The following is a 23636-nucleotide window of genomic DNA, read 5'->3' as shown; positions in this document are numbered from 1 at the left end:
ACGATTAGTTTTTGAGTTGAGTGGTATAGACACAAAGAGTCAATTTTAGAAAGGGGAATGTACACATGCGTGACAATCGTTTAAACACAGTCGGAAGTCGAAAAGATTTTGAATCGTTCAAGAAGGACGGCCAAGAGCAATCCCATCAGCCGGGAATCGACTCGAAGATGGAGCCGTTCCCCATCTATGAGCGTGAAGGATATAAAGGAAGCGAGAAGTTAAAAGATAAAGTCGCCATCATCACAGGCGGCGACTCCGGAATCGGGAAATCGGTCGCCATCTTCTTCGCCCATGAAGGTGCGAACTCGGTCATCGTCTATAAAGATCAAAACGAGCTCGAGGACGCCGAGGCGACGAAAGAGCGGATCGAAGAACTCGGTCAAGCGTGTCTCTTACTTCAAGGGGACGTCGGCGACTCGGCGTTTTGCCAAGACGTCGTCAAACAGGCGCTCGAGACGTTCGGTCATTTGGACATCCTCGTCAATAACGCCGCCGAGCAACATCCACAAGAGTCGCTCCTCGACATCTCGGACGAGCAGCTCGAGCAGACGTTCCGGACGAACATCTTCAGCATGTTCTATTTGACGAAAGCCGCCCTCCCGTATTTGAACGAAGGCGCGAGCATCATCAACACGACATCGATCACAGCGTATCAAGGGAACGACCAATTGATCGACTACTCGTCGACGAAAGGGGCGATCACATCGTTCACACGCGCACTCGCGAGCAACCTCGCCGAGAAGAAGATTCGCGTGAACGGTGTCGCACCTGGTCCGATTTGGACACCGCTCATCCCGGCGACGTTCCCAGCGGACAAAGTCGCCTCGTTCGGAGACTCGGCCGAGATGAAGCGTCCGGGCCAACCGGCGGAACTCGCCCCGGCCTACGTCTATCTCGCAAGTGACGACTCGACGTACGTCAGTGGACAAGTCATCCACGTCAACGGCGGAACGGTCGTGAACGGATAATCTAGTAACTGGCCCAGTTCATCACTGGGCCTTTTTTCATGGAAAATAAAACCAAACTATGTTAACGTTGTCTGCAGGAATTCGTCCGGTCGCTTAGACCAATATACGACAGACAGGAGCCCACATTTGATGATTCATTTTCTTTTAACAAAAGATGATTTTTTCGCCGTCCAAAAAAACTTCATCGAAAATTCCGATTACCATAAAAGAAGAGCGAGACACACTACGATTATATTGATGCTGCTTACGGTGTCATGGGGATTCTTGCTCGCCATCCTTTTGTTACCTCAAACGCTTTCTGTCTCGCTGTTCCTCGGACTCGCCATCGGTTCCAGTTTATTCTTAGCGTTGTTATTGTTCCCGCTCTTAAAAAAAGCGTATGGAAACATCATCCTTTGGCAACTCCGCCATTTACTTAAACTAGAAACAAAATGGCCTCGTGACACTACGTTGTACATTAATGAGCACGGGATTGAGCGTAAATCACTTCATAACAATGTGACTAAGCGGCTTCAAGTCGCATGGGAAGCGATTGAACGAGTGAGTGAAGATGAGACAAATCATTATCTATATGTTGAATCAAGAGAAACGATCGTTGTCCCGAAGCGACACCATACGTTAAGCGAGACGGAGCAAACTAAGATCAATCACTTATTGCAACAAAACTTAAATATCACACTCTAATGATCGATGTCACGTAAAGACACACATGGTCCAATGCTTCTCGGACATACACGCACATGACTGAATGAAAAAGGAGTACCTTAAATGATTACCACGTATAAAATGACGCTTGAAGATTTTCTATCATTTCAAGAGGACATGATTCACCATTCAACTCAACATAGGAAAAGCCGCAACTTATGGTTGATCTTTATGAATGCCCCTGCACTCTTACTCGGATATTTAGCTACAATGTTTGTTTTTCCACGCCCTCAGTCGTTTTCTTTATTTCTACTCACTGTAATCGGTGTAGGGTTTTTGTTTGCACTGTTGCTCAGACCGTTATTGAAGGATTTATATGCCCCAATCGTCCTCCGGCAAATTCGTCGTCTAGTTACTAAAGATTATGTATCGCCGACGGACGTCACGCTTCAATTTCATGACACCTACATTGAGATGCATGCTGTTCGTGGCAATATTAGTCGAACGACTCAAGTCCCTTGGACGTCTATTCTCAAAGTGAATGAGGATGAGACGCATCGTTTCCTCTATTACGAAGAAGATGAAGCCCTGATTATCCCGAAAGCGAAAGACGGGGTCACGGAAGTCGAACAAACTGAAATCGACCGGATACTCGAAACACATCTATCGACATCGATAAACGGACGACTTTAGTATATGGAGGGGATTTTATGAATGATCAGCATTATGACGACGAGCATGAAGAAGAGCACAACGAAGACATGTTAGAGTTCGATCCTCACTTTGACCATGATGCCAAGATGGAAATCAATTTGAACGAGTCAGGCGTCAACTTCGTAGGCAACGCGGAAGGCTATCTCGCCCTCGCGCGAATGTTTACATTTTTAGCCCAAGCACATATGTACGTTCGCATGGAAGAAAACCCTCCGCGAGACGTGAATACTTCTTACGGATATGGTCCGTATCATATGACCGATTACATCCGAGACGTGTTCATTCAAAATAAACAGTATCTGTTTACACCAGGTGTTTTGCAAGATGTGAATCCTGAATCCGAGAAAGAGCTTTTCTTTTGGCTGTCCGATCAAATCGGTCCAGAATTTTGGGTGAACGAGAACGAATAGAAGGAAAGGTCATCGTTATGAAAAATAGAAACCTGACACATTTCACATTGATGGATATTGTTGAACGAAAAATACAGTTCACCAAAACGAATCCAATATCCAATCAAAATGATTTTGAAAATAGTGACAAAGGTGAACTAGCTGCTTATCGTGAGATGATGCATGACATGAAGGAAATGAAGGAAGATGAGTTTCTAGAGAAGTATCTTCGTTTGCTAAAAACACTTGCTCAAAAGTTCGATAATAATGAGTTCCAAGATATGCATGAACAAGAGACCATGACAGGATACAATAACGGAATCGTTGCCGTCTTAAAATGTATCGATCCAATCTATGAATTTGACTTAGAAGAGCATCCGCTTCCTGATATCGAGTAAAGAGGAGAATCCATTGATGTCGAACGATCCGACCTTCTTCAAAGGGCGAATCAGTCTCCTCCGATAATAAATCACACATCAAAAAGCACGAACGCCCGCAACGGACGTTCGTGCTCATTTTATTTTTTCACCATGCCTTTTAACACGAACGCCACGTTCGCCGGACGTTCCGCGAGGCGGCGCATGAAGTAGCCGTACCAGTCACGGCCGTATGGCACGTAGACACGGACTTTATAGCCTTGGCGGACGAGCTCGAGTTGACGCTCGACGCGGATGCCGTACAGCATTTGGAACTCGAACTGGTCGAGCGGAATGTCGTTCAGTTTCACATGCTCGATGATGGCATCGATCATGTGGTCGTCATGAGTCGCGATCGAGGCGTAGTTCCCGTTCGCGAGATGGAGTTTGACGAGCTTCAAATAGTTGTGATCGACGTCTTCTTTCTCTGGGAAGGCGACCGTCGCCGGCTCTTTGTACGCCCCTTTGACGATGCGAAGGTTCGGCTTGAGTGGTGCGAGATGGTTGATGTCATCCTCTGAACGGTACAAGTACGACTGGATGACCGTCCCGAGGCCCTCGAAGTCTGTTTTCAATTTCTTGAACAACTCGAGCGTCTTCTCGCAGCGCGGCTCGTCTTCCATGTCGATGGCGACGAACACACCGACGGCTTGCGCCGCCGTCAAGATTTGACGCATGTTGTCTTCAATCAACTCGTCGGAAATATCAAACCCGAGTGACGTCAGCTTGAGCGACATGTATGCGTCGAGTTTCTCTTCTGCCATGATCTCGATCGCCCGAATAATCTCATCCCGATTTTCGGTCGCTTCCTCGACCGTCGTGATGAACTCCCCCAAATGGTCGACCGTGACCGACAATCCTTTCGCGTTCAATTCGCGAATCGTCGGAACCGACGTCTTGAAATCTTCCCCCGCCACAAAGCGTGAAGCACCGAACCGAAGTCCGTATTTTTTAGCCAAACTGTTGAGTGTTTTGTTTTGAGACATGTAAATAAATCCATCGCGCAACACTTTTTCCATCTGCTTTTCCCCCTTACGTTTACACCCATCTATCTCTATGACGATGTCTGAAATTATTATGACATACAAACGTCCATTCGTCTGTATTTTTGTAACCGTTTCCAGCAGTTTATTGCCCAACTTTTCAAAAAAACAGACGCCCTTTCGGACGTCCGTTTCATAGGTGTGTCGTCGGCGCGACGTATAGCAAAATGCTGAGGAAAATGAACACACTTCCGGCAAGGACGAACAAGTGCCAAATCGCATGGTTGAACGGTAGCTTCTGCCATACGTAAAACACGATCCCGACCGAATAGGCGATCCCACCGGCGAGGAGCAACATGAACCCGGTATGGCCGAGCGACTCATAGAGCGGGCGAATCGCGATGATGCAAATCCAACCGAGGCCAAGATACGTCACGTTCGATACCCACATGTATTTCCCTGTCGAAAAGAGCTTCCAGACGATGCCGAGAATGGCGACGCCCCAGACGATGCCGAAGAGCGTCCAACCGAGTCTGCCTTGAAGCGAGACGAGCGCGAACGGCGTGTAGCTCCCGGCGATGAGTAAGTAAATCCCCGCATGGTCGAACACTTGAAGCACACGCTTCGCCCGCGGGTGCGGGATCGCGTGCATGAGTGTCGAGAAGAGGTACAGTAAAATCATCGACGCCCCGAAGACGCTCACCGCGATGACGTTCCATGTGCTCCCCGTCTCGGTCGCACTCATGACGAGTAAGACGAGGGCGACGATACTGAAGATGACCCCGAGACCGTGCGTGACGGCGCTCGCGATCTCTTCCCCGAGCGTATCGGCATGGAGCATCTCTTTTAACTTCTCTTGTTCCATTCGGGTCCCACCTTTCTGTATTCCTCTAGTATGGTCATTTCCCGATTTCGTTGCAAACAAAAACATGGGTCGCGAGGGCCCATGTCGATTCGTTATGCGACTTCTTTCACCGGAACGTCACATTCCATGTTCTGTGCCCGCATCGCCCGTGCGCGCAAGTGGAACAGGACGAGCAACGTGATCGTACCAATCGTGGCGATGACGTACGGAATCGGTCCGTCCATCTTAAAGCCGATTGGCGCCGTCAAGATATAGAACCAGACCGCATACAGCATGAACGTGCCCGGGATGAGCGCGATGTAGTGATTGCGTCCCTTGATGTACAAGTACATCGCCCCGACGAATAGCGCGATGACGGCCGTCGTCTGGTTCGCCCAGTTGAAGTACTGCCAGAGCATCTGGAAGTCCATGTTCGTCAAGACGTACGAGATGGCGAAGAGCGGAAGCGCGATCCAAAGGCGTGACGAGAACTTCTTCTGTGCGATTTTCAAGTAGTCGGCGATGATCATCCGGGCGCTACGGAACGCCGTGTCGCCGGACGTGATCGGCAAGACGATGACACCGAGGATGGCGAGCGTGCCGCCGATGCTACCGAGCATGAGCGTCGCCACTTCTTGCACGACGAGCGCTGGTGTGCCCGCTTGAATCATCCCGAGAAGCTCCCCCGGTTCGAAGATGGCCATGGCCGCACCGGCCCATACCATCGCGATGACCGCTTCGACGATCATCATGCCGTAGAAGATCGAGCGTCCGTTGCTTTCTTTCATCGTCGTCCGCGAAATGATTGGCGACTGGGTCGCATGGAAGCCAGAGAGCGCCCCACATGAGATCGTGAAGAAGAGGAGCGGCCAAATCGGAAGGCCGTCCGGATGCATGTTCGTCAGTGACATCTCTGGAACCTTGTAGCCTTGTGCGAACAGGCTGACCCCGATGCCGACGGCGCTAATCAACAGGAGCGCACCGAAGAACGGGTAGATGCGGCCGATGATTTTATCGACTGGGAGGAGCGTCGCCAAAATGTAGTAAGCGAAGATGGCGAAGATGACGAAGATGAGCGTCGACGCGTCCCCACCGAACAAGTTGTTAATCATGTTACTCGGTGACGTGACGAACACCGTCCCGACCAAGAGAAGTAAGAGCAAGGCGAACCCGTTGACGATATGGCGGAGCGAGCGGCCGAGGAACTTCTCGGCGAGCTGCGGCAAGTGCGCCCCGTTGTTACGAAGCGAGATCATCCCTGTCAAATAGTCGTGCACGGCCCCGGCGAAGATTGACCCGAAGACGATCCAAAGGAACGCGACCGGGCCGTAGAGCGCCCCCATGATCGGCCCGAAGATCGGCCCAACGCCGGCGATGTTCAACAGCTGAATCATCGAGTTCCGTTTCTTGCCCATCGGCACGTAGTCGATGCCGTCCTGTGACGCGTAAGCGGGCGTCGTCCGCTCTTCCTTGATGCCGAACGTCTTCTCGACGTAACGGCCGTAAATGCGATACCCGATTAGTAGGATCGCGATGGCGATAAAAAATGTAACCATGATTGCTGTCCCCTTTATTACGTATGTGGCCCCGTTGGCCCATTGGTTTACATATCCTATGTAACCGATTACATTGTTGATTATATATCACTTCCATAATTTATGTAAGGGGTTTCATTCACTTTTTTGACACAAAATAAAGCCCTCAAAACTGAGGGCTCATTCATTGCTTATCGAAGAGCCGGGACACCGACATGTCCGGCTCCGACGACTTTCGTTTCTTCTTTCGTTTGACCGTCGAGTTCACTGACGACCGTCACCGTTTGGCGAAGCTTGAGCGGTTTCACAGACAGTGCATACGTGCCGTCCGCTTTCGCTTTCGTTGTCGCGAGAACGTGCTTTCCGTCTTTCAATGTGACGGTCGCGTTCGCCGTCGTGACACCCGTCACAGCTTTCGCACCCGGCTTGATCGTGTCGACCGAGAGGACGAGCTCGACTTGCTCGGCTTCCGTCACCGGATCGAGTGCGATCGTGTACGAACGGAAGAGACGTCCGGCCGCATCAACGCGTGTCGCGTCGGTCGCTTCGATGCCTTCGTATAGGTCGACGTACTGCTTGCCAGCGTCCGCCGTCTCGAACGTCGCGAGGCGTTTCGCGTCGGCGACGACTTTCCAGTTGTCATCGGCTTTATAATCGACGGCACCACGGCTGGCGATGATGTAGTCCGAAATGACGTTCCGTGTCTCGTATGCCGAACGATAAACGATGCTGTTGCCGCCGTTAAGGCCTGGGAACGAAGACGATCCGGCGCGGTAGTTGTTCGTCGCGACCAAGAACTCTTGATCCATCGTGATTGGCTTGCCGTTATATTCGACGTTCTTCACGCGGTTCGCCGAAGCGTTGACGAGTTTCCCGCCGACATCGAATTTCGCTGGACCCGTCACATCGATCTCATACGTCAATCCGTCCAAGATGTCGAAGTTGTAGCTGCGGAACGCGAGGTTCAAGAGCGGTTCCCCGTCCGCCTTCACTTCTTTATACGCCCCGGCCGACATCTCGAGCCAGTCCATGACGTCTTGCCCGGTCACTTTGACGACTTCGAGCGTGTTCGGATAGACGTACAAGTCCGCCACGTTCTTGAGCGCGATTTGACCTTTCGGGATGTTCGTATAGTAGCCCGCATCCGTCAACTCGCGTCCGCCCGCCTTGAACGGCGCACCGGCCGAGAGGAGTGGCAACCCTTTATACGGGGCGAGGTCCGGGTTCGTCTCGAGCTCTTTCTCGACGAACCATTTCTGCGCGTTCGTCACGAATTGCACCGATGAATCGTCACGGACGAGCGCGAAATAGCTTTGGATGTCGTCTTGAATCTCGCCGACCGGACGGTTGATGTACTCGATCGTGGCCCGGTGGTCGTCTTCGATGATTGCTTGAATCTCGGCATCGACCGGCGTGTTCGCCGTAATCGTGTCGAGCTTGGCCGTCGCATCGAGGACACGCCATGCCCCGTCCACTTTCTCGAGTTCGAAGTCGATGACGCCTAAATCTTTCCCTTGGTTGTTCGCCATGACGACCGGCTTGCCGTTAATCGTCCCTTTCGCCATGTCGACGTTCGGGAACGATGCGAACATACCGTTCGCGTCCGGGAAGCGTCCATGCTGGTGACCGGTCATGACCATGTCGAGCCCATCGATTTTCGTGAGGGCGTAGCCGACGTTCTCTTCGTCGTCACGTTGCTCGTCAGCGAGGGCGGCGCTTTCGCCGATTCCTGAGTGCGCGAGGGCGACGACGACGTCCGCGCCTTGTGCTTTCAATTTACTGACGGCTTCGCGGGCCGACGGGATGATGTTCTCCGCCGTCACGCGGCCTTGCAGGTTCCCCGAGTCCCATGACATGATTTTCGGTGGCACGACGCCGAACACACCGACTTTAATCGTATGGGTCTCCCCGTCCGTATCCGTGACCGTCCGCTCGATGATTTGGACCTCTTGTCCGTCAACGTTGAACTTCGACACGATTGGATTCCCTTCTAAATCCTTGACGTTCGAGGTGACGAAACGAAGCTTCCCTTTCGACCCTTCCATCACGTCATACAAAAACTCGAGTCCGAAGTTGAACTCGTGGTTCCCGAGTGTGACCGCATCATAATCAAGTGCCGCCATCGCCTTGTACATCGGGTGCTCGAACGTGCCCGGGTTGTTTTGGTGCACTTCCCGCACGTAATCGCCGAACGGTGTCCCTTGAATCGTATCCCCGTTATCGAACAGGAACGTGTTGTCTGCCCCAGCTTCCGCGCGGTGCTGTTTGATAAGCGTCGCGACTTTCGTCAAGCCGATCGTGTTGTCGACTTTGTCTTGGAAATAGTCGTAGTTCGTGATGTTCGTATGTAGATCCGTCGTCTCTAGGAAGCGGAGCTTCACGACGTCCTCTGACGCGAGTACGTTCGGTGCGTGCAGCGGTAACGTCGCCGGCAATACGAGTGCCGTCGCAATCGTCCATTTCAAGGCTGTTTTCATGTTTATTTCCCCTTTTTACAAAAAATGGCCTAACCTCCTTCACTATACCACCCGTTTGTAAACGTCACCATTATTTTTTGTAAAACTTGACGGAGATTTAGACTAAGATGAAAGTACATTATTTGCGAGGAGAGGGATCTCGTTGATTATTGAAATCGATGGCTATTGGGGGAGCGTTTACTTGAGCGGAAAGAAGTGCTCCAAACAGAGAGTAAGGGAAATGTATCGACAAACGAAAAACGGGGTGACGGATATACAAGACTTTCCGGACATGTTTTGTCGGCTCCATCGCTTTGATCGGATTCCTTGTTCAGACGAGATGAGCATCGATTTCGTCCTAGACACGGATACGGACCGCATCTATACCCCGTCTGAATAGGTACACGAAAAAGCTCAACCACTCCAAGCGGAGAAGTTGAGCTTTTTTCATTGCTTGATTCGGACCGTGAATGGCCCGGTTGCTTCAATTCCTTCGAACCTTGCCTGCACCGGGTAGGCATGTTTCCCGCGCACGGCTTCTGTGAGGCGGACGACCGTCAAGGCGACCGCTTCGTCCCCGCTCATCAGTTCGAGCGGCAACTGTTCGACGTTTAAGTCTTGGGCATAGCCGTTACGGAGCAACAGCGTCGCTGTCACGTCCGTCGCGTCTGTCTCGACGTGGACGAGCATCATGTTGAACTCGTTTTCGCCGACCGGCGGAGTCGACACGTTCGTCCGAGCGAGCTGTTCCCAGGCGGCTGGCGAGAACGAGGCCCGCTCTGCATCCGACACCGTCTGGAGCGGGTCAATCGGGTTCATCTGGAAGACGAGGCGCATCGAGTCGTTCAGTTCGAAGTCCCCGAACAACTCGTCGGCGAAGAAGTCGAGGTAGACCGGCTTACTCGTCCACGGCTCGAAGTTCGGCAAGTCGACGCGGCTGAGCACTTTCCGGCCAAGCGGCACGTTGTTCGCATCGAGGAGCAACACCGGTAACTCGTCAATCTCGAACGAGCCCGGGAGCGTGTTGCGGAACAAGGCGACGATTGACAACCCTTCAGACAACAGTTCGGCGTTCAACAGCTCGATCGACAATTGGTTCTCGAGCAGGTTCGGGAGGCGCTTCGCATGATAGCGGAACACGTACTCGTCCTCTTTCGGGATCCCCATCTCGTCGTCGAACACGAGCGTCAGCTGGCGCTCCCCTTCGGCTTTGTTCGTTTCAATCTGTTTACGTTTACGAAATCCTAACATCACGCTTCCTCCTCTACCGGCGCCGCGAAGTAGCGGTCGAGCTGGCATACTTCCATCGTCACGTCACGCGCGATGTTCACATACGTCTGTTCGAAGATCTCGAGACCTTCTTTTCCGAATTGACGGCCCGGGTCTTCCTGCGCGTAGCTGCGAAGGCCAATCCCTTCTTTCAATCCGCTCATCATCGTCAAGTGATCCGTCCATTTCATGTCGAGGGCACGGAGGAGCGACTCTTTGACGAAGTGGACGACCTCGTCGCCTTCGAGGCGTGTCTCGGCCGTCGCGATGATGTCATCCGTGAAGCCTTTGAGCTCGGCTTTCAGTTCGAACGTATCGGCGACCGCGTCCGACCAGACCGGCTCGCGCATCGTCAAGTAACGGAGATCGGCCTTCAACTCGTCGATTGGCCATTCTTCCGGGACGAGCTCGTCCGTCACATGCATATCGATGCTGTTCTCGATGGCGAGGCGCATCATGCCGAGGACGTTCTTCTTGATCGCGTCCGCATCGGCGTTGACGGCCTGGTCGCGAATCGTGTAGACGATGTTGCGCTGCTCGTTCAAGACGTCATCGAGCTTGAACAAGTAGTCACGAATCGAGACACCGATTCCTTCAATCGTCGTCTGCGCGTATTCGATGATGTCGGCCGCCTCTTTCGCAGGGACTTCGCCATGCGCATCCGGCTTCAACTTCTTCTCGATGCGCTCCAGTTTTTGAATCGCGTACCGTTTGACGATCTCGTCTTCGAGCGAGACGAAGAACTGGGTCGCGCCCGGGTCGCCTTGACGGCCCGAACGTCCGCGGAGCTGGTTGTCGACACGTTGCGACTCGTGGCGCTCCGTCCCGACGACGAACAGACCGCCCGCCTCTTTCGATTTCGCGTCGAGCATGATGTCCGTCCCACGTCCGGCCATGTTCGTCGCGATCGTCACTTTGCCGTACTGCCCGGCCTCGGCGATGATGTCTGCTTCTTGCGTCACCGTCTTCGCGTTCAACACCTCGTGCTTGATGCGCTTCTTCGACAAGTGCTTGCTGATCGCTTCCGATTGGGCGATTGACGTCGTGCCGATCAATACCGGGCGTCCCGTCTCGTGGAGCGCGACGACTTTCTCCGTCACGGCCGCGTACTTCTGCTCGATCGTCATGAAGATGCGGTCCGGATGGTCCTCGCGGAGACGCGGCCGGTTCGTCGGCACTTGGACGACGTCCATGTTGTACGTCTTCAAGAACTCTTGGCGTGACGTCTGCGCCGTCCCCGTCATGCCGCCGATGAGCGGGTACATCCGGAAGTAGTGCTGAATCGTGATTTCCGCCGTCGTCTTGTTCTCCTCGGTGATGGTGACGCCTTCTTTCGCCTCGAGCGCCTGATGGAGCCCTTCTGAAAGGCTTCGGCCTTCCATGATGCGGCCCGTGAACAAGTCGATCAGCTCGATCTTGTCTTCTTTGACGATATAGTCGACGTCGAGCTCGAACAAGACGTTCGCCCGGAGCGCCTGCACGAGGTAATGGTACAACACTTGATGCTCGGCGCTGAACAAGTTGTCGATGGCGAACATATCTTCAATCTTCAAGATGCCCGACTCCGTGAACGCCGTCGATTTCGACTCGAGGTCGACCTCGTAGTCGGCTTCGTCGAACTCGGTGACGACGCGTTGCGCGAGCGCCTTCAAGCGGATGTGTGAGCGGTCTTTTTGGGCGATGATGAGCGGCGTCTTCGCCTCGTCAATCAAGATGCTGTCGACTTCATCGATGATGGCGAAATGGAACGGGCGCTGGACGCGCTCTTCCGGTGCACCGACCAAGTGGTCACGCAAGTAGTCGAACCCGAACTCGGTCCCGACGCCGTACGTGATGTCGGCCTGATACGCCTCACGCTTCGCGTCCGGCTCCATTTCCGGCACGTTCAACCCGACCGTGAGGCCAAGGAAGTCATGGATCTGTCCGATTTGGTTCGCGTCACGCGTCGCGAGGTATTCGTTCACGGTGATGACGTGGACGCCTTTTCCTTCGAGCGCCTTGACGTAACTCGGGAGCGCCGCGACGAGCGTCTTCCCTTCCCCGGTCGGCATCTCCGAGATGTTTCCTTCAAGGAGGGCAAAGCCACCGATGAGCTGGACGTCATAGTGACGCATGCCTAAGACGCGCACGGCCGCCTCACGGACGAGGGCGAACCCTTCTTCGGCGATGTCGTCGACTTTCGCCCCGTCCGCGATTCGTTGTTTCAATGTATCGGTATAGGTCCGCATCTCGTCGTCCGAGAGGGCTTGGATTGTTTGTTCTAAGTCGTTGATGCGTGCGACGCGTCGTTCGTACCCTTTCAAGCGCCGGCTTTGATCATTCGTCAATTGTTTTACAAATTGGATCACGTTATAGCCTCCATCTATCTCACATTCGTCAATTCCATACCCGTCTATTATAGCGAAAACTGGACCATTTCGGAGACTTTTTTACGAATTCTTCCTAAAAGATGGTTTTTGATTTATGAAATTCATATAAAAATTGGGTAATTTTCAAAAAGTGTTTACAAATTTATTTTCAAATTAGTATTTGAGACGGGATGAGACCGTGTTACGATGAAAAAAACAGAACATTTGTTCGTAAAAGGAGTGATGACGATGCGTCGTCGGATTTTTTGTATCGACAGCGTCTCCTTCTACGCGAGCTGCGAGTGTGCCGCTCGCAACCTGAACCCGTACAAGACGAAGCTCGTCGTGCTGTCGAACCTCGAGGACAGCGGCGCGCTCGTCCTCGCCGCGACCCCGCCAATGAAACGGCTCGGCATCAAGACCGGATCGAGGCGATTCCACATCGACCGCTTGCCGTGGCAGGATCGGAAGCACGTCCTCTACGCCGAGGCGCGGATGAGCCATTACTTGAACGTTTCCGTGCAAATCGTCCACATCCTGCACCAGTTCGCGCCGCCCGAAGCGATCCGCGTCTACTCGATTGACGAGACGCTCGTCGATTTGACCGGCACCGAGCGGCTGTTCGGGAACGACGAGCACGTCGCCCGCCTCATCCGTTCGACCGTCTTCCGCTATACGGGCATCCCGGTCACGATCGGCATCGGGCCGAACAACGTCCTCGCCAAGCTCGTCCTCGATTTGCACGGGAAGAAGACGGGTGTCGCCCGGTGCCTCCTCCACGATGTCGAGAAACTGGTCCATCCGGCACCGATTGAAAAGATGTGGGGCGTCGGGGCGAAGATGGCCGTCCACTTGCAGCGGCTCGGCATCTTCACGATCGGGGACCTCGCTCACTATCCGCTCGACGTGTTGCACGAGAAATTCGGCGTCATCGGCGCCGAGCTGTGGCATCACGCCTGGGGCATCGACGAGTCCCCGACGATTCTGCCCCCGAGCTCGTTGTTCGGGGCGCAGCGGCAACGACCGCGGACGATTGGGCACGGCATCACGCTCATGAAAGATTACACGACCTACGCCTCGATTCGGCTCGTCTTGCAGGCGATTGCCGTCGAGGTCGGGATGCGCAATCGGCAAGCCGGGCTCGTCGGTGGGAGTGTCCATCTCGGCGTGCGCTATACGCGGACGAGTGAACGGCGCGGCTTCAGTAAACAAAAAAAGCTCGACCGCTTCACGGCGGACGAGCAGGACTTCTTGCCGGTCTTGTTGACGCTCTTCCTCGACAGTTGGGACGAGACCGAGGCCGTCCGCTACGTCTCGGTCGCCCTCGGCAAGCTCGAGCCACGGAGCGACCATGTCCAGCTCTCGTTCTTCGAGGACGAATGGGCGAAAGCAAGGCGATACGATTTCCTCGACCTCGTCGACCAATTGAACGTCCGGTTCGGACGCGGGACGATTCGACCGGCGTCGAGCTTATTAAAAGACAGTCCGCTCCGCACTCGTCAGCGGTTGATTGGCGGACATAAACAAGGAGGCGATTCACGATGAGCAAGACCCGTTACAAAGACCGGGGGGAGCTGAAATGGATCCCGTTTCTCATGCCCGAACATGTGGCGCTGTTGAAGCGCTACTATGCCCAAATCCAAAAGATCGAGTTGCCCGATTTAGATGAGCAGCTCCTCTATCTATGGCAGACCGAGCTCGAACGTGCGATTCGGGAAGGTGACGCCGTCGAGGTGACCGTCTTCGAGGACGGGGCCACGCGTTCGATGCGCGGGTACGTCCATGCCATCTATTACGCGGAGCGTGAAGTCGAGCTGTTTGATGGGGCGGTGCAGCGGATTCCGTTCACGAACATCTTGTCCGTCCGTTAAGACGCATCAATCGCTTCTTGCGTCGTCTCGAACGTGTCGACCGAGTCGAGGACGCCGTAATGCGTGAGCGTCTGCCGCACGGGTGCCGACAAATGGGCGAAGACGACACGGCGGTCGGCCGCTTTCAGTTCCCTGACGACGCGTCGAACCTCTTCGACAGCCGTCACATCGATGACCGGGCAGCGGTGGAAGTTAAAGATGAACACGTCGGGCTCGTCATGGATATGATGCAGGACGTGCTCGAACATCTCGATCGCCCCGAAGAAGAGCGGTCCCTCGACGCTGAAGACGACTTGTCCGTCGCGCGTCACGTACCGTTCCGTCTGTTCACGGACGTCGATCGTATCGGCCATCCGTTTCGCGAACAAGACGAGCGCACAGATGACCCCGACCTCGACGGCGACGACGAGGTCGACGAACACGGTCAGACCGAGTGTGATGAGGAGGACGAGCGACTCGGCCGACCGATGCCGCAGCATCTCGAAGACGTGGTGCCGCTCCGACATGTTCCAAGCGACGCGCATCAAGATCGGCGCGAGCGCGGCGAGCGGGACGTAGCTCGCGAGCGGTGCCAATACGAGCACGGCGAGAAGCACTGTCAACCCGTGAATGACACCGGAGCGGCGGCTGACGGCACCGGCTTGAATGTTCGTCGCCGTCCGGGCGATGGCGCCCGTCGCCGGGATGCCGCCGAAGAATGGGACGACGACGTTGGCGAGCCCTTGCCCGAACAGTTCCTTGTCTGGGTTCATCTTCGTACCGGCCATCCCGTCCGCGACCGCACCCGACAACAGCGACTCGAGCGCCCCGAGGAAGGCGATCGCGAACGCCGACGGCAACAGCGTCCCAATCAGATCGAGGTCGATCGCGAGCCAGTTGAACTCAGGCAATCCGCTCGGGATACCGCCGTAGGCGCTGCCGATCGTCGCGACTTCTCCTGGGATGACGAGACTGACGAACGTCGGCACGAGCATCGCCATCAATAGAAGCGGCAATTTAACGGGCAGTTTCGGTAGGAGCCACAGCGTCAAGAAACCGATGGCGGCGATCATGATAGGCCATAGGCTCGCTTCAGGGAGCGTCGTCACGAGTTTGAGGAAGTTCTCGTGGAAGTGTGGCGCTTTCTCGAACGTGATGCCGAACAGTTCATCGAGTTGGTCGACGAAGATGACGACGGCGATCCCAGCCGTGAAGCCAATCGTGACGGCACGTGGCATGAAGCGGATGAGCCGTCCGACGCGGAGCACGCTCATGAGGAACAACAGGATCCCGGCGAGGAACGTCGTCACGAGTAGCCCTTCGTAGCCGTGCGCGAGCATGACCCCGGAGACGATCGGGATGAACGCACCGGTCGGTCCCGCGATTTGAAACGTTGAGCCGCCGAACAGGCTGACGAGGATGCCGGCGATGATGGCCGTGTACAGCCCGTACACCGGTCCGACGCCCGAGGCGATCGCGAACGCCATCGCGAGCGGGACGGCGACGACCCCGACGGTGATCCCGGCCGAGATGTCTTTTTGCCATCCTTGGCGTGATGTCATGAAGTTGTCCATTCTTGCATTCCTTCTTTCCATGAGGTCGAAAACGAGTTCAGTGTACGCCTGTCCCGCTTCATTGTAAACGACTCCGGCGAAACGTTAACATAATCGACAAAACAAAAGACGCATCGCGATGGATGCGTCTTCGTTAATTCGTCGGTGCCTCGACAACTTGATCGCCCTCGTCCGCGTCTTCCCCGAGCAGACGGACGTGACGGCCGAACAGCCACATGACGACGAGGTGGGCTTTCGCCTGCGTCTTCGTGTAGAACCACCACGGCAGCGCCGGTACGAACTCATGGATGGCGACGAGCCCTTCGTCCGACTCCGGGAGCCGTCTGAACTCGAGTCGGCCCGTCTTGTCGTCCTCGGTCAGCTTCGTGAACAGTCCGCCATCAATCTCGAATGAGGCCATGTCATCCGTCGCCTCGTCTTCGAGTGAAAGGTGGAGCGCGACGAGTGATGGACGGAGGAGCGCAATCTCCCAATCATCGTCTTCTTTCGTCGTCTGGATGAGCGGATACGCGAGCCGGCCGAGCCACTCGAAATACGTGTCGGCCATCCATAGCGCCGATTTGTTCTCGGGCAGGCCAAACCGTTGAATCGAGCGGACGGTATACTGTTGCGGTGCTTTTTTCTTCTTGCCGCCACCCGACTTCTGTTTCTCTTCTTCTTCGAGCGCATGCTCGACCGCTTCCTTGAACGGAATCTCCCCTTGTTTGACGCCGGTTGTGTCTTTCGCGACCATGGCGTGGCCCATGCTCTCGACGAGCGGATAGACGGTGTCTTTCGGTTCACCCGTCACGGCCATGACCCACAAGCGGGACAGCTTGATGGTCGGGAACGGGAAGTCGATCATGACGCGACGTTTGCCCATGACGTCAGCCGTATCCTCAATCATCTTGCGATACGTCATCACTTCGGGTCCACCGATATCAATATGATGGTCATACAGCGCTTCGGCCCCGACGACCGAGATGAGCGCCTGGACGGCTTCACGCAAATCAATCGGATGCGTCTCCGTCTTCGTCCAGCTCGGGAGAATCATGACCGGCAACCGTTTGACGAGCTTTGCGAGAATCGGGAACGATGAGCCTTCTGGACCGATGATGAGTCCGGCCCGAATCGTCGTCACCGGCACACCTTGACCACCGAGAATCCGTTCAACTTCGAGCCGGCTCTTCAAGTGACGTGACAACGTCTTCGACTCTTTCGGAATGATGCCGCTCAAGTAGACGATTTGTTCGATATCGTTTGCTTTCGTCGCCCGGGCGAAGTTATCGGCGATGAGCGCGTCCATGTCTTCGAACGTCGCCTGCGTCAATCCGCCGTCCGGAATCATCGAGTGGACGAGGAACATGGCGTAGTCCGCCCCCTTGCACGCCTCGCGCGTCTGTTCGTATGAGAACAAATCGCACGACCGCCACGTGACGTGGGCCTCGTCTTCCTTGTTTTTCGTCGAGCGGGACAAGGCGATGATGTCATACTCTTCTTTTAAATGGTCCATCACGTTCGAGCCGATATAGCCGCTCGCCCCCGCGATGACAATCGTTTTCCGCATGGTCGTCACTCCTCTTGTTTTTTCACATAAAGGTACTGTACCCGTCTTGGGCTGAGATTAAATCAGTCGCGCGCCCTACAGTATGGATTGGAAAAAATATGTAAACTAGACTCAACTACAAGCGGAGGAGGAATGGCTATGGGGTTTTGGTATTTCTTGATGCTGTTGATCGGTGGATGGCTCGTGATGCGGGGATTATTCAAAAAAAGCACGAACGGACTGATACGTTTCGGCACACTTGTCATCGGAGGGCTGTTGATTGCCCTCGGCTTGTTCATGTTCCAAGATGGCAGTGATGCGATTGTGGCGGATTTGTTTAACTTGTGGTGAAGTGAAGAAAAAGGAGTCGAACCAACTCGTTCGACTCTTTTTCAAATTATAAGCATAATCTCATTTACATTTAAACAAATAATGGGAATTTAAAAAATTAAATGTATAAAATGAAGTTTCAGATTCCTTTTTGTAACATTTTTTATAAAATTATTAAACTGTTGTAAGATATTTAGATTCTCTTAAACTAAAAGCGGGGCGAGTTCCCTCGAGAATTTCTACTAATTTAGCATTAATAAACTTATTTTCTATACTACCTGAAGAATACCTAATTTCTTTAAGCGTTTTATCCATATTTGCAACTATTATTTGTTCTGCATCACATGCTATTGCGATATTAGGATTGTGTGTAACTATGATAACTTGTCTATTTTGTTTTGCCTTCAATATGCAAGGCACTAATTTACTATACACAGATTGATTATCCAAATTATCTTCAGGTTGATCAATAAAAATAGGAGCATTATCTTTACTTAATGCTAAATAAAATGTTAAAAGCACTAACCCACGTTCACCAGGTGACAATTCAGTTAAATTATTGTTTTCATAAGTCAATTGAAAATCTATATTAAGATACTCCATATCTAATATACTTCTATAAAATCCTTTTTTATCATTGACAACTTTTTCTAACTTATCAAAATCTTCTTCAATTCCGCAATTCACAATTTTAGATATTGAATTATACACACTTTCAAAATCATCCCATTGAGTTTGTTCTATTATTCGTAATAGAGAATTTTCAGATTCCATCACACCCTGGAATAGACTTTGAGGTCTTTTGTTAATGAGTTGAAGAGAATTTAGTAACATTTTTGAATCTGGAATAAAATTTGTTTTAAATTTAATATCGTTTTTAATTGCCCCTAATAGAGTTGTCAATTTTTCATCAATTGGATTGTAGATATTATTATACATTAAAGTAATTTCTTCTTTCTTTATAAAAATTGCTTTTAATATTTCTTTTCTTCTTTGAATTAAACTTTCATAATCAAAATCTAATTCATTTTCTAAATAATTCTTCTCATTTTTTAAGTACTCCAAAGAACCAATTACTTCAGGTTTTCCTACAATATTCTCTAAAGCTGAATTCCAATTATTTATTTGATCTAAGTATTCTTGATATGCTTTATTTTTTAAGGAAGTTTTCTCCGTTAAAGCCGCAATATTACTATTAGTATTATTAATTTCACTTTGGAAATTTTCTATATGAGATGATATTTTATTCATCTCATCGACAATATTAGTTATTAACTCTAAGTAAAATTCTGTAGGGATACTATATTTGATTAATGCCGCCTCATCTTTTACATTCAGAGTCTCAATTACTTCTTGATTTATTTTATGAATATCTTTTGCAATTTTATTTATTTTACTTTGCATATTTAATATGTTCTGATGATAAACGGACTTATCATTTAGCTGTTGCTTATAATTTACAATTGAATAATTTAATTCTGTCAATTTATTTCTTAACGTTTCTATATCTTGATCATAAATTAAACTTTCTTCATCTGTTGGTTTTTGAATTTTTGTAGGCTTTAATTTGATTTGTCTATCATAATCTGAAATCTTTTGAGATAACTTTTCTATAACTTCTTGTTTATAACTATTTGTTTTTTTCATCTCTAGATTTATAATTTTTGAATTTAAATCATTCAAATCTGAAATAAGTTTTTCTATTTCTAGTTGTATAGGCCTTGTTTTTTTCGACATAAATTCATCAAATGATTGTGAACCTAATCTTTCCTCTGTTGGGATATAAGAGAAAATAACTTTATTAATTTCACTTTGAAAAAATTTATTTTCTAAATCGCTACAAGTTTTTTCGATATATGTTTGAGGCAAATATTGGGCACTCGATAGATGACCACTGAAAGAATAATCATTTAGCAGTAGCGATTCTACACCATCGTCTTTTCCGTCTAACCATTTTATTGTAGCTTTAAAATCTTTACCATATTGATGTGGAGATTTGTTAAACCTGTCCTTAGTTAAAAAAGATAGGCTCTCTGATTGTACAGAATTAGTAAGTATCCCCATCACATCCGTCATAGCGCTTTTGCCGCTCCCTTTGTTACCGATAACAGCCACCAGGGATGGGTTGAGGGTTATTTTTTGGTTAAACCAATTTGGAACATCGTTTGTTTCATCTTTTTTATTGATTTCAATAGAACTAATAACTACTTTGGGATTGTTTTCTAATGATATCAATTTTGGTGGTTTATTTCCTACGAAAATGCGTTCTTCAGGGTGTAATAGAGCTTGTCTAAATCCATTAAAATTTGGATCTGCCTTAATCCAAAGATAAGATGATAACTCGTAGTTTTCATAATTATGATTATCTGAACTAATAATAACAGGAAAGGTTTTAAGTAATTTTTCTTCTAAATGTTTAATTACAGTTGTTTTGTACTTCTTATAACTATTTTCATTATTTACTTCAAAAACATCTATGATTGAGGCATATTCTTCTTTAATCCCTCTATAAAATGCCTCGTTATTCATTGTCTTATCAATTCCGCTAGCTTTATTACCAGCATGAACCGTAATAATACCCTTATTATTTTTAACAAATTCTTTGATTGTATCAATACCCCAATATATTGTTTCATTATTATCGCTATTATGCGCTTTTTTTAGAAAATCGTACTCAAAAACACCGCATAATTCATCAACATTTATATCCTCTGGAAAAATCCCAATTATATGAACATTGTTTGCTCCTTGGTTCGTTCTAAGTTCAACACCCGGAAAAAGTGTTATTCCATGAGGTCTACATAAACTTTGTAATTTTTTAATACGTTCTTTATCTATTTTAAAATGATCTGTTACTGCAACCACTGCAAACTCTAATTCAATCCACTTCTGAACTAATTTTTCATCTGAATACTCATCTTCTTTAATCTCGTAATCATAAGAAGATTTAGTATGTATATGTAAATCCCATTTTCTCCAATATGAACCATTTTCGAAATTCATAAAATCACCTCATTATAAAATTGACATTGACTTACTTTACAAAAAAGGTATTTAAAAGACAAACTTTTAAATTTTACATCTTAGTAAAATATGAACAAAACCTTTTGTTTCTATAATCTCAAAAGGATAAAAAATATTCAATAAATAAAAAATCAAAGTTTATTTATATGTAAATTCATTAATTGATAAAATGTCTGAATTCAAAAATGCTAAAAACTTTCTTTGTGAGCTTCAGATTTAAGTGCGGAAAATCAAAAATAGTAGAGACGAATTTTGATATTTAACCTTTTAGAGCAAACGCTATTAGAATACAATATGATAAAGTACATTTTTAGAATTAATCGGTATTGATGCTTGTGTTTGTATTTTAATTCAATTTTTTTCTTCTATCGATGAATTATAAAATTAAGTGCAACACCTGAACGTGAACGCAAAAAAGCCCATAGCGACGGCCTCGTGTAGAATGAAGTTACCACAACACACATTCAGACGGAGGAATCGTTATGAGCTACATCCATCTTACCACAGTGGAACGCGTGAAAATAGAGACCTATCTGGGGCTCGGGATGTCCATCCGGTCCATCGCGAGACGGCTCGGGCGACAGCCCTCGACCGTCTCGCGGGAGATCAGGCGGAACCCCGGCTATACGACCGAACGCGCACAGGAGCGCTACGCCAAGGCGAAGGGAAACTGCAGCGCCAAGACGAAACCTGGTCCCCGGAACAGATCGTGGGTCGTCTCTTCGACGGGGAGATCGCCTTCTCAACCATCTATCGCTGGATCTATTCGGGGCTGATCGACGTGCCGGTGACCGTGCTCCGCCAGAAGGGCAAGCGCCGGAGACCGGTGGAGAGACGCGGCCGGTTCAACATCGGTCTGTCCATCTCGAAACGGCCTCCGGAGGTCAGGGTGCGCCAGACGTTCGGCATTGGGAGCTCGATACCGTGGTCTCCGGGCATGGGAAGTCGAGGGCGTGCGTCGCGACGTTCATCGAGCGAAAGAGCCGGTTCTACATCGCCCTGCCGATCACCGACCGCAGCGAGGCAGCAACGAGAACGCCAACGGCCTCCTGCGCGAGTTCTTCCCGAAAGGTTCGGACTTTGCGACGGTCGGCCGAGGAGAGGTCGTGGACGCGCTCGCCAAAATCAACGTCCGCCCACCCAAATGCCTGGGCTGGAAGACCGCACACGAGGCCTTCACGGAGGAAGTGTTGCGCTTAATTTGACAAACCGTCAACCTTAAAATAACCAAAGTAAGTAGAGTGTAAATCAATTTATTAAATATTAAATATAGAATTAAAAAGTTATTTCCCTCTTTCATAACTCCTTACATTCACTAACTTCCCATTTTTTGAAATTCGTGTATGAGATTTTACAGAATGACTTTTAGGTGTACTTCTATCATTAAACTCTATTTCATTTGAGACTACATTATTATCATAATCACTGTAGTAATAATCATCATATTCATCATCATATTCATCATCATATTCATCATCATATTCATCGTCATATTCATCGTCATAACTATAATAATAAGAATCATCATTATAGTAATCATCGGAGGTATAATAATTATTATTGTCTTGCTTAGTATTTAATTCTTTAATATATGTTTCAATTTCAAAAATACCCATCGAAAAATCATTTTCATCTATTCTTTTTTCAAGTTGATTCTTCATATTACTTACTTCCATTTTATAAGCCATACTGTTGAAAGAGTTAGTAATTTTGTTAATAATTTTCTTCATAAAAAATGTTTTAGGAGGCGAAGAAAAAGATTTAAAAGAAAGTAGCTTTTTATTTATCTCATTTAATTTTTCAGTTATTTCCTTTTTATTCTTTAATAATTTATACTCTTCAGTAAAATTAAAGGATTTCATATCACACCATTCTAAAATTACAGAACTTGCTTTTTCCTTCTTTGCTTTTTCTATTAACAATTTTCTATCGTCTTTCTTAAAGTAATTGTCTATTTTTATTGATTTACCTTCATTTTTTAATTCAGAAGGAAATTTATTAGTTTCAAAGTATGCTAATAAATCTAATTTTATTAGATTTACATCTGTGGATGAAAAACTGGATTGAATAGGTCGTTTCTTGGGATACATTTCAAATAAATTATTAAGTCTTGTTAATTGTCTTTTACTCAGCAAGTGTTGATTGGAAGTTAAATATCCTGAATAATCAATAAAAGGAATATCATATTTAGATTCTAAAGATCTTTTGTATTGATTTAAAACATAGTCAGGCGCACCAGATTTAACATCACCACCTGGAACAACAACATAGCCTTTTTGGTTTTGTATAATATGCAATATATCTGTTTTAGATGTAGAATCCGGGTTAATAATTGACAAAACTTTTTCTCTGTTTTTTTGTGTGTTATACTCATAGACTGCTACCAGTTCCCATACATATCCCATAAAATTATTCAAATGTGTATGAAGTTTGTTTAAATCATTGTAGATACTGATCTCTTTAGAAAGGTATTCTTCAATTTTTTTATCACTAAGAGAAGAGTTTGCATACTTTTTAATAGCCTTAGACACACTCAAATGATGTTGCGTACTAATTATAAAGCTACTAACTAACACCTTAGTTATCTTATCTCTCTCATCTAAATCGATTTCCATATGATTTCCCCCTCACTGTAATATAAATTTCATTGTGTTAATTTCAAATCGTACTAAAAAGATTTCAGATGAATTTACTTAACTAAGTTCAATAATCTTTTGTTCTTAGTTAAATAATATTAAATGTTAATAAAAGGTTTATTATTTAATT

The 23636-nt window shown here is 48.8% G+C and carries 19 protein-coding genes and 1 pseudogene; 10 read left to right on the top strand and 10 right to left on the bottom strand.

Annotated features, from left to right (window positions below; genetic code table 11):
* Positions 1-65 precede the first annotated feature (65 nt).
* From RT52_RS10635 to RT52_RS10615, 5 genes are all read left to right on the top strand, one after another.
* Positions 66-968 (top strand): SDR family oxidoreductase, encoded by a 903-nt coding sequence (locus RT52_RS10635; protein ID WP_034817215.1) that lies wholly within the window; start codon positions 66-68, stop codon positions 966-968.
* A 129-nt stretch (positions 969-1097) separates the two neighbouring features.
* A complete protein-coding gene (locus tag RT52_RS10630) occupies positions 1098-1652 on the top strand; it encodes a YcxB family protein (protein ID WP_034817213.1) in 555 nt (184 codons plus the stop codon).
* Positions 1653-1736: 84 nt separating this feature from the next.
* A complete protein-coding gene (locus RT52_RS10625; RefSeq protein WP_034817211.1) occupies positions 1737-2306 on the top strand; it encodes a YcxB family protein in 570 nt (189 codons plus the stop codon).
* 17 nt (positions 2307-2323) lie between these two features.
* Entirely contained in the window at positions 2324-2737 is a 414-nt protein-coding gene (locus RT52_RS10620) for a hypothetical protein (protein WP_034817210.1), read from the top strand.
* A gap of 17 nt (positions 2738-2754) precedes the next feature.
* Positions 2755-3114, top strand: coding sequence for a hypothetical protein (locus RT52_RS10615; RefSeq protein ID WP_034817209.1), 360 nt, complete (start codon positions 2755-2757; stop codon positions 3112-3114).
* A gap of 119 nt (positions 3115-3233) precedes the next feature.
* On the opposite strand, the gene RT52_RS10610 is transcribed toward RT52_RS10615, so the two are convergent.
* The 4 genes from RT52_RS10610 to RT52_RS10595 all read right to left on the bottom strand — a co-directional run bounded on the left by RT52_RS10610 (position 3234) and on the right by RT52_RS10595 (position 8971).
* A complete protein-coding gene (locus tag RT52_RS10610; protein WP_034807043.1) occupies positions 3234-4151 on the bottom strand; it encodes a proline dehydrogenase family protein in 918 nt (305 codons plus the stop codon).
* Between the two features lie 157 nt (positions 4152-4308).
* Positions 4309-4980, bottom strand: coding sequence for a PAQR family membrane homeostasis protein TrhA (gene trhA, locus RT52_RS10605; protein WP_034807041.1), 672 nt, complete (start codon positions 4978-4980; stop codon positions 4309-4311).
* 92 nt (positions 4981-5072) lie between these two features.
* Positions 5073-6515, bottom strand: coding sequence for a carbon starvation CstA family protein (locus RT52_RS10600; RefSeq protein WP_034817208.1), 1443 nt, complete (start codon positions 6513-6515; stop codon positions 5073-5075).
* Positions 6516-6685: 170 nt separating this feature from the next.
* Positions 6686-8971, bottom strand: coding sequence for a bifunctional 2',3'-cyclic-nucleotide 2'-phosphodiesterase/3'-nucleotidase (locus tag RT52_RS10595; RefSeq protein WP_245175519.1), 2286 nt, complete (start codon positions 8969-8971; stop codon positions 6686-6688).
* A 142-nt stretch (positions 8972-9113) separates the two neighbouring features.
* Here RT52_RS10595 and RT52_RS10590 point away from each other — a divergent pair, with 142 nt between their 5' ends.
* On the top strand, positions 9114-9350 hold the full coding sequence (locus tag RT52_RS10590; protein ID WP_051690340.1) for a hypothetical protein: 237 nt from the start codon (positions 9114-9116) through the stop codon (positions 9348-9350).
* Between the two features lie 47 nt (positions 9351-9397).
* Here the strand turns inward: RT52_RS10590 and RT52_RS10585 are convergent, their stop codons facing one another.
* On the bottom strand, positions 9398-10201 hold the full coding sequence (locus RT52_RS10585) for an SLAP domain-containing protein (protein ID WP_034817206.1): 804 nt from the start codon (positions 10199-10201) through the stop codon (positions 9398-9400).
* Positions 10201-12567 (bottom strand): accessory Sec system translocase SecA2, encoded by a 2367-nt coding sequence (gene secA2, locus RT52_RS10580; RefSeq protein ID WP_034807035.1) that lies wholly within the window; start codon positions 12565-12567, stop codon positions 10201-10203. The genes RT52_RS10585 and secA2 overlap by 1 nt, the downstream gene beginning before the upstream one ends.
* Before the next feature lie 249 nt (positions 12568-12816).
* On the opposite strand from secA2, the gene RT52_RS10575 reads away from it, so the two are divergent.
* A complete protein-coding gene (locus RT52_RS10575; RefSeq protein ID WP_034817280.1) occupies positions 12817-14112 on the top strand; it encodes a Y-family DNA polymerase in 1296 nt (431 codons plus the stop codon).
* The gene (locus RT52_RS10570; RefSeq protein WP_034817205.1) at positions 14109-14438 is read left to right on the top strand and encodes a YolD-like family protein; all 330 of its coding nucleotides are present in this window, start codon (positions 14109-14111) and stop codon (positions 14436-14438) included. Before RT52_RS10575 ends, RT52_RS10570 begins: the two co-directional genes overlap by 4 nt.
* Here the strand turns inward: RT52_RS10570 and RT52_RS10565 are convergent.
* Positions 14435-15991: a SulP family inorganic anion transporter gene (locus RT52_RS10565; RefSeq protein WP_034817204.1), complete on the bottom strand. Its 1557-nt coding sequence runs from the start codon at positions 15989-15991 to the stop codon at positions 14435-14437. The genes RT52_RS10570 and RT52_RS10565 overlap by 4 nt on opposite strands.
* 133 nt (positions 15992-16124) lie before the next feature.
* A complete protein-coding gene (locus RT52_RS10560; protein WP_034817203.1) occupies positions 16125-17537 on the bottom strand; it encodes an NAD-dependent epimerase/dehydratase family protein in 1413 nt (470 codons plus the stop codon).
* 138 nt (positions 17538-17675) lie between these two features.
* Here RT52_RS10560 and RT52_RS10555 point away from each other — a divergent pair, with 138 nt between their 5' ends.
* Positions 17676-17867, top strand: coding sequence for a hypothetical protein (locus tag RT52_RS10555; protein WP_034817202.1), 192 nt, complete (start codon positions 17676-17678; stop codon positions 17865-17867).
* A gap of 153 nt (positions 17868-18020) precedes the next feature.
* Here the strand turns inward: RT52_RS10555 and RT52_RS10550 are convergent, their stop codons facing one another.
* The gene (locus RT52_RS10550) at positions 18021-20849 is read right to left on the bottom strand and encodes a TrlF family AAA-like ATPase (protein ID WP_034817201.1); all 2829 of its coding nucleotides are present in this window, start codon (positions 20847-20849) and stop codon (positions 18021-18023) included.
* Between the two features lie 503 nt (positions 20850-21352).
* On the opposite strand from RT52_RS10550, the pseudogene RT52_RS10545 reads away from it, so the two are divergent.
* Positions 21353-22075: pseudogene (locus RT52_RS10545) on the top strand (IS30 family transposase).
* A 78-nt stretch (positions 22076-22153) separates the two neighbouring features.
* On the opposite strand, the gene RT52_RS16515 reads toward RT52_RS10545, so the two are convergent.
* Positions 22154-23485 carry a hypothetical protein gene (locus tag RT52_RS16515; protein WP_034817200.1) on the bottom strand — a complete coding sequence of 444 codons (1332 nt, stop codon included), beginning with the start codon at positions 23483-23485 and terminating at the stop codon, positions 22154-22156.
* Positions 23486-23636 lie beyond the last annotated feature (151 nt).

The sequence above is a fragment of the Exiguobacterium alkaliphilum 12/1 genome (assembly GCF_000714435.1).
GTDB classification, from domain to species: domain Bacteria; phylum Bacillota; class Bacilli; order Exiguobacteriales; family Exiguobacteriaceae; genus Exiguobacterium; species Exiguobacterium alkaliphilum.
The sequence above is the reverse complement of the archived record's forward strand: the minus strand, read 5'-3'. Positions and strand labels throughout refer to the sequence as shown.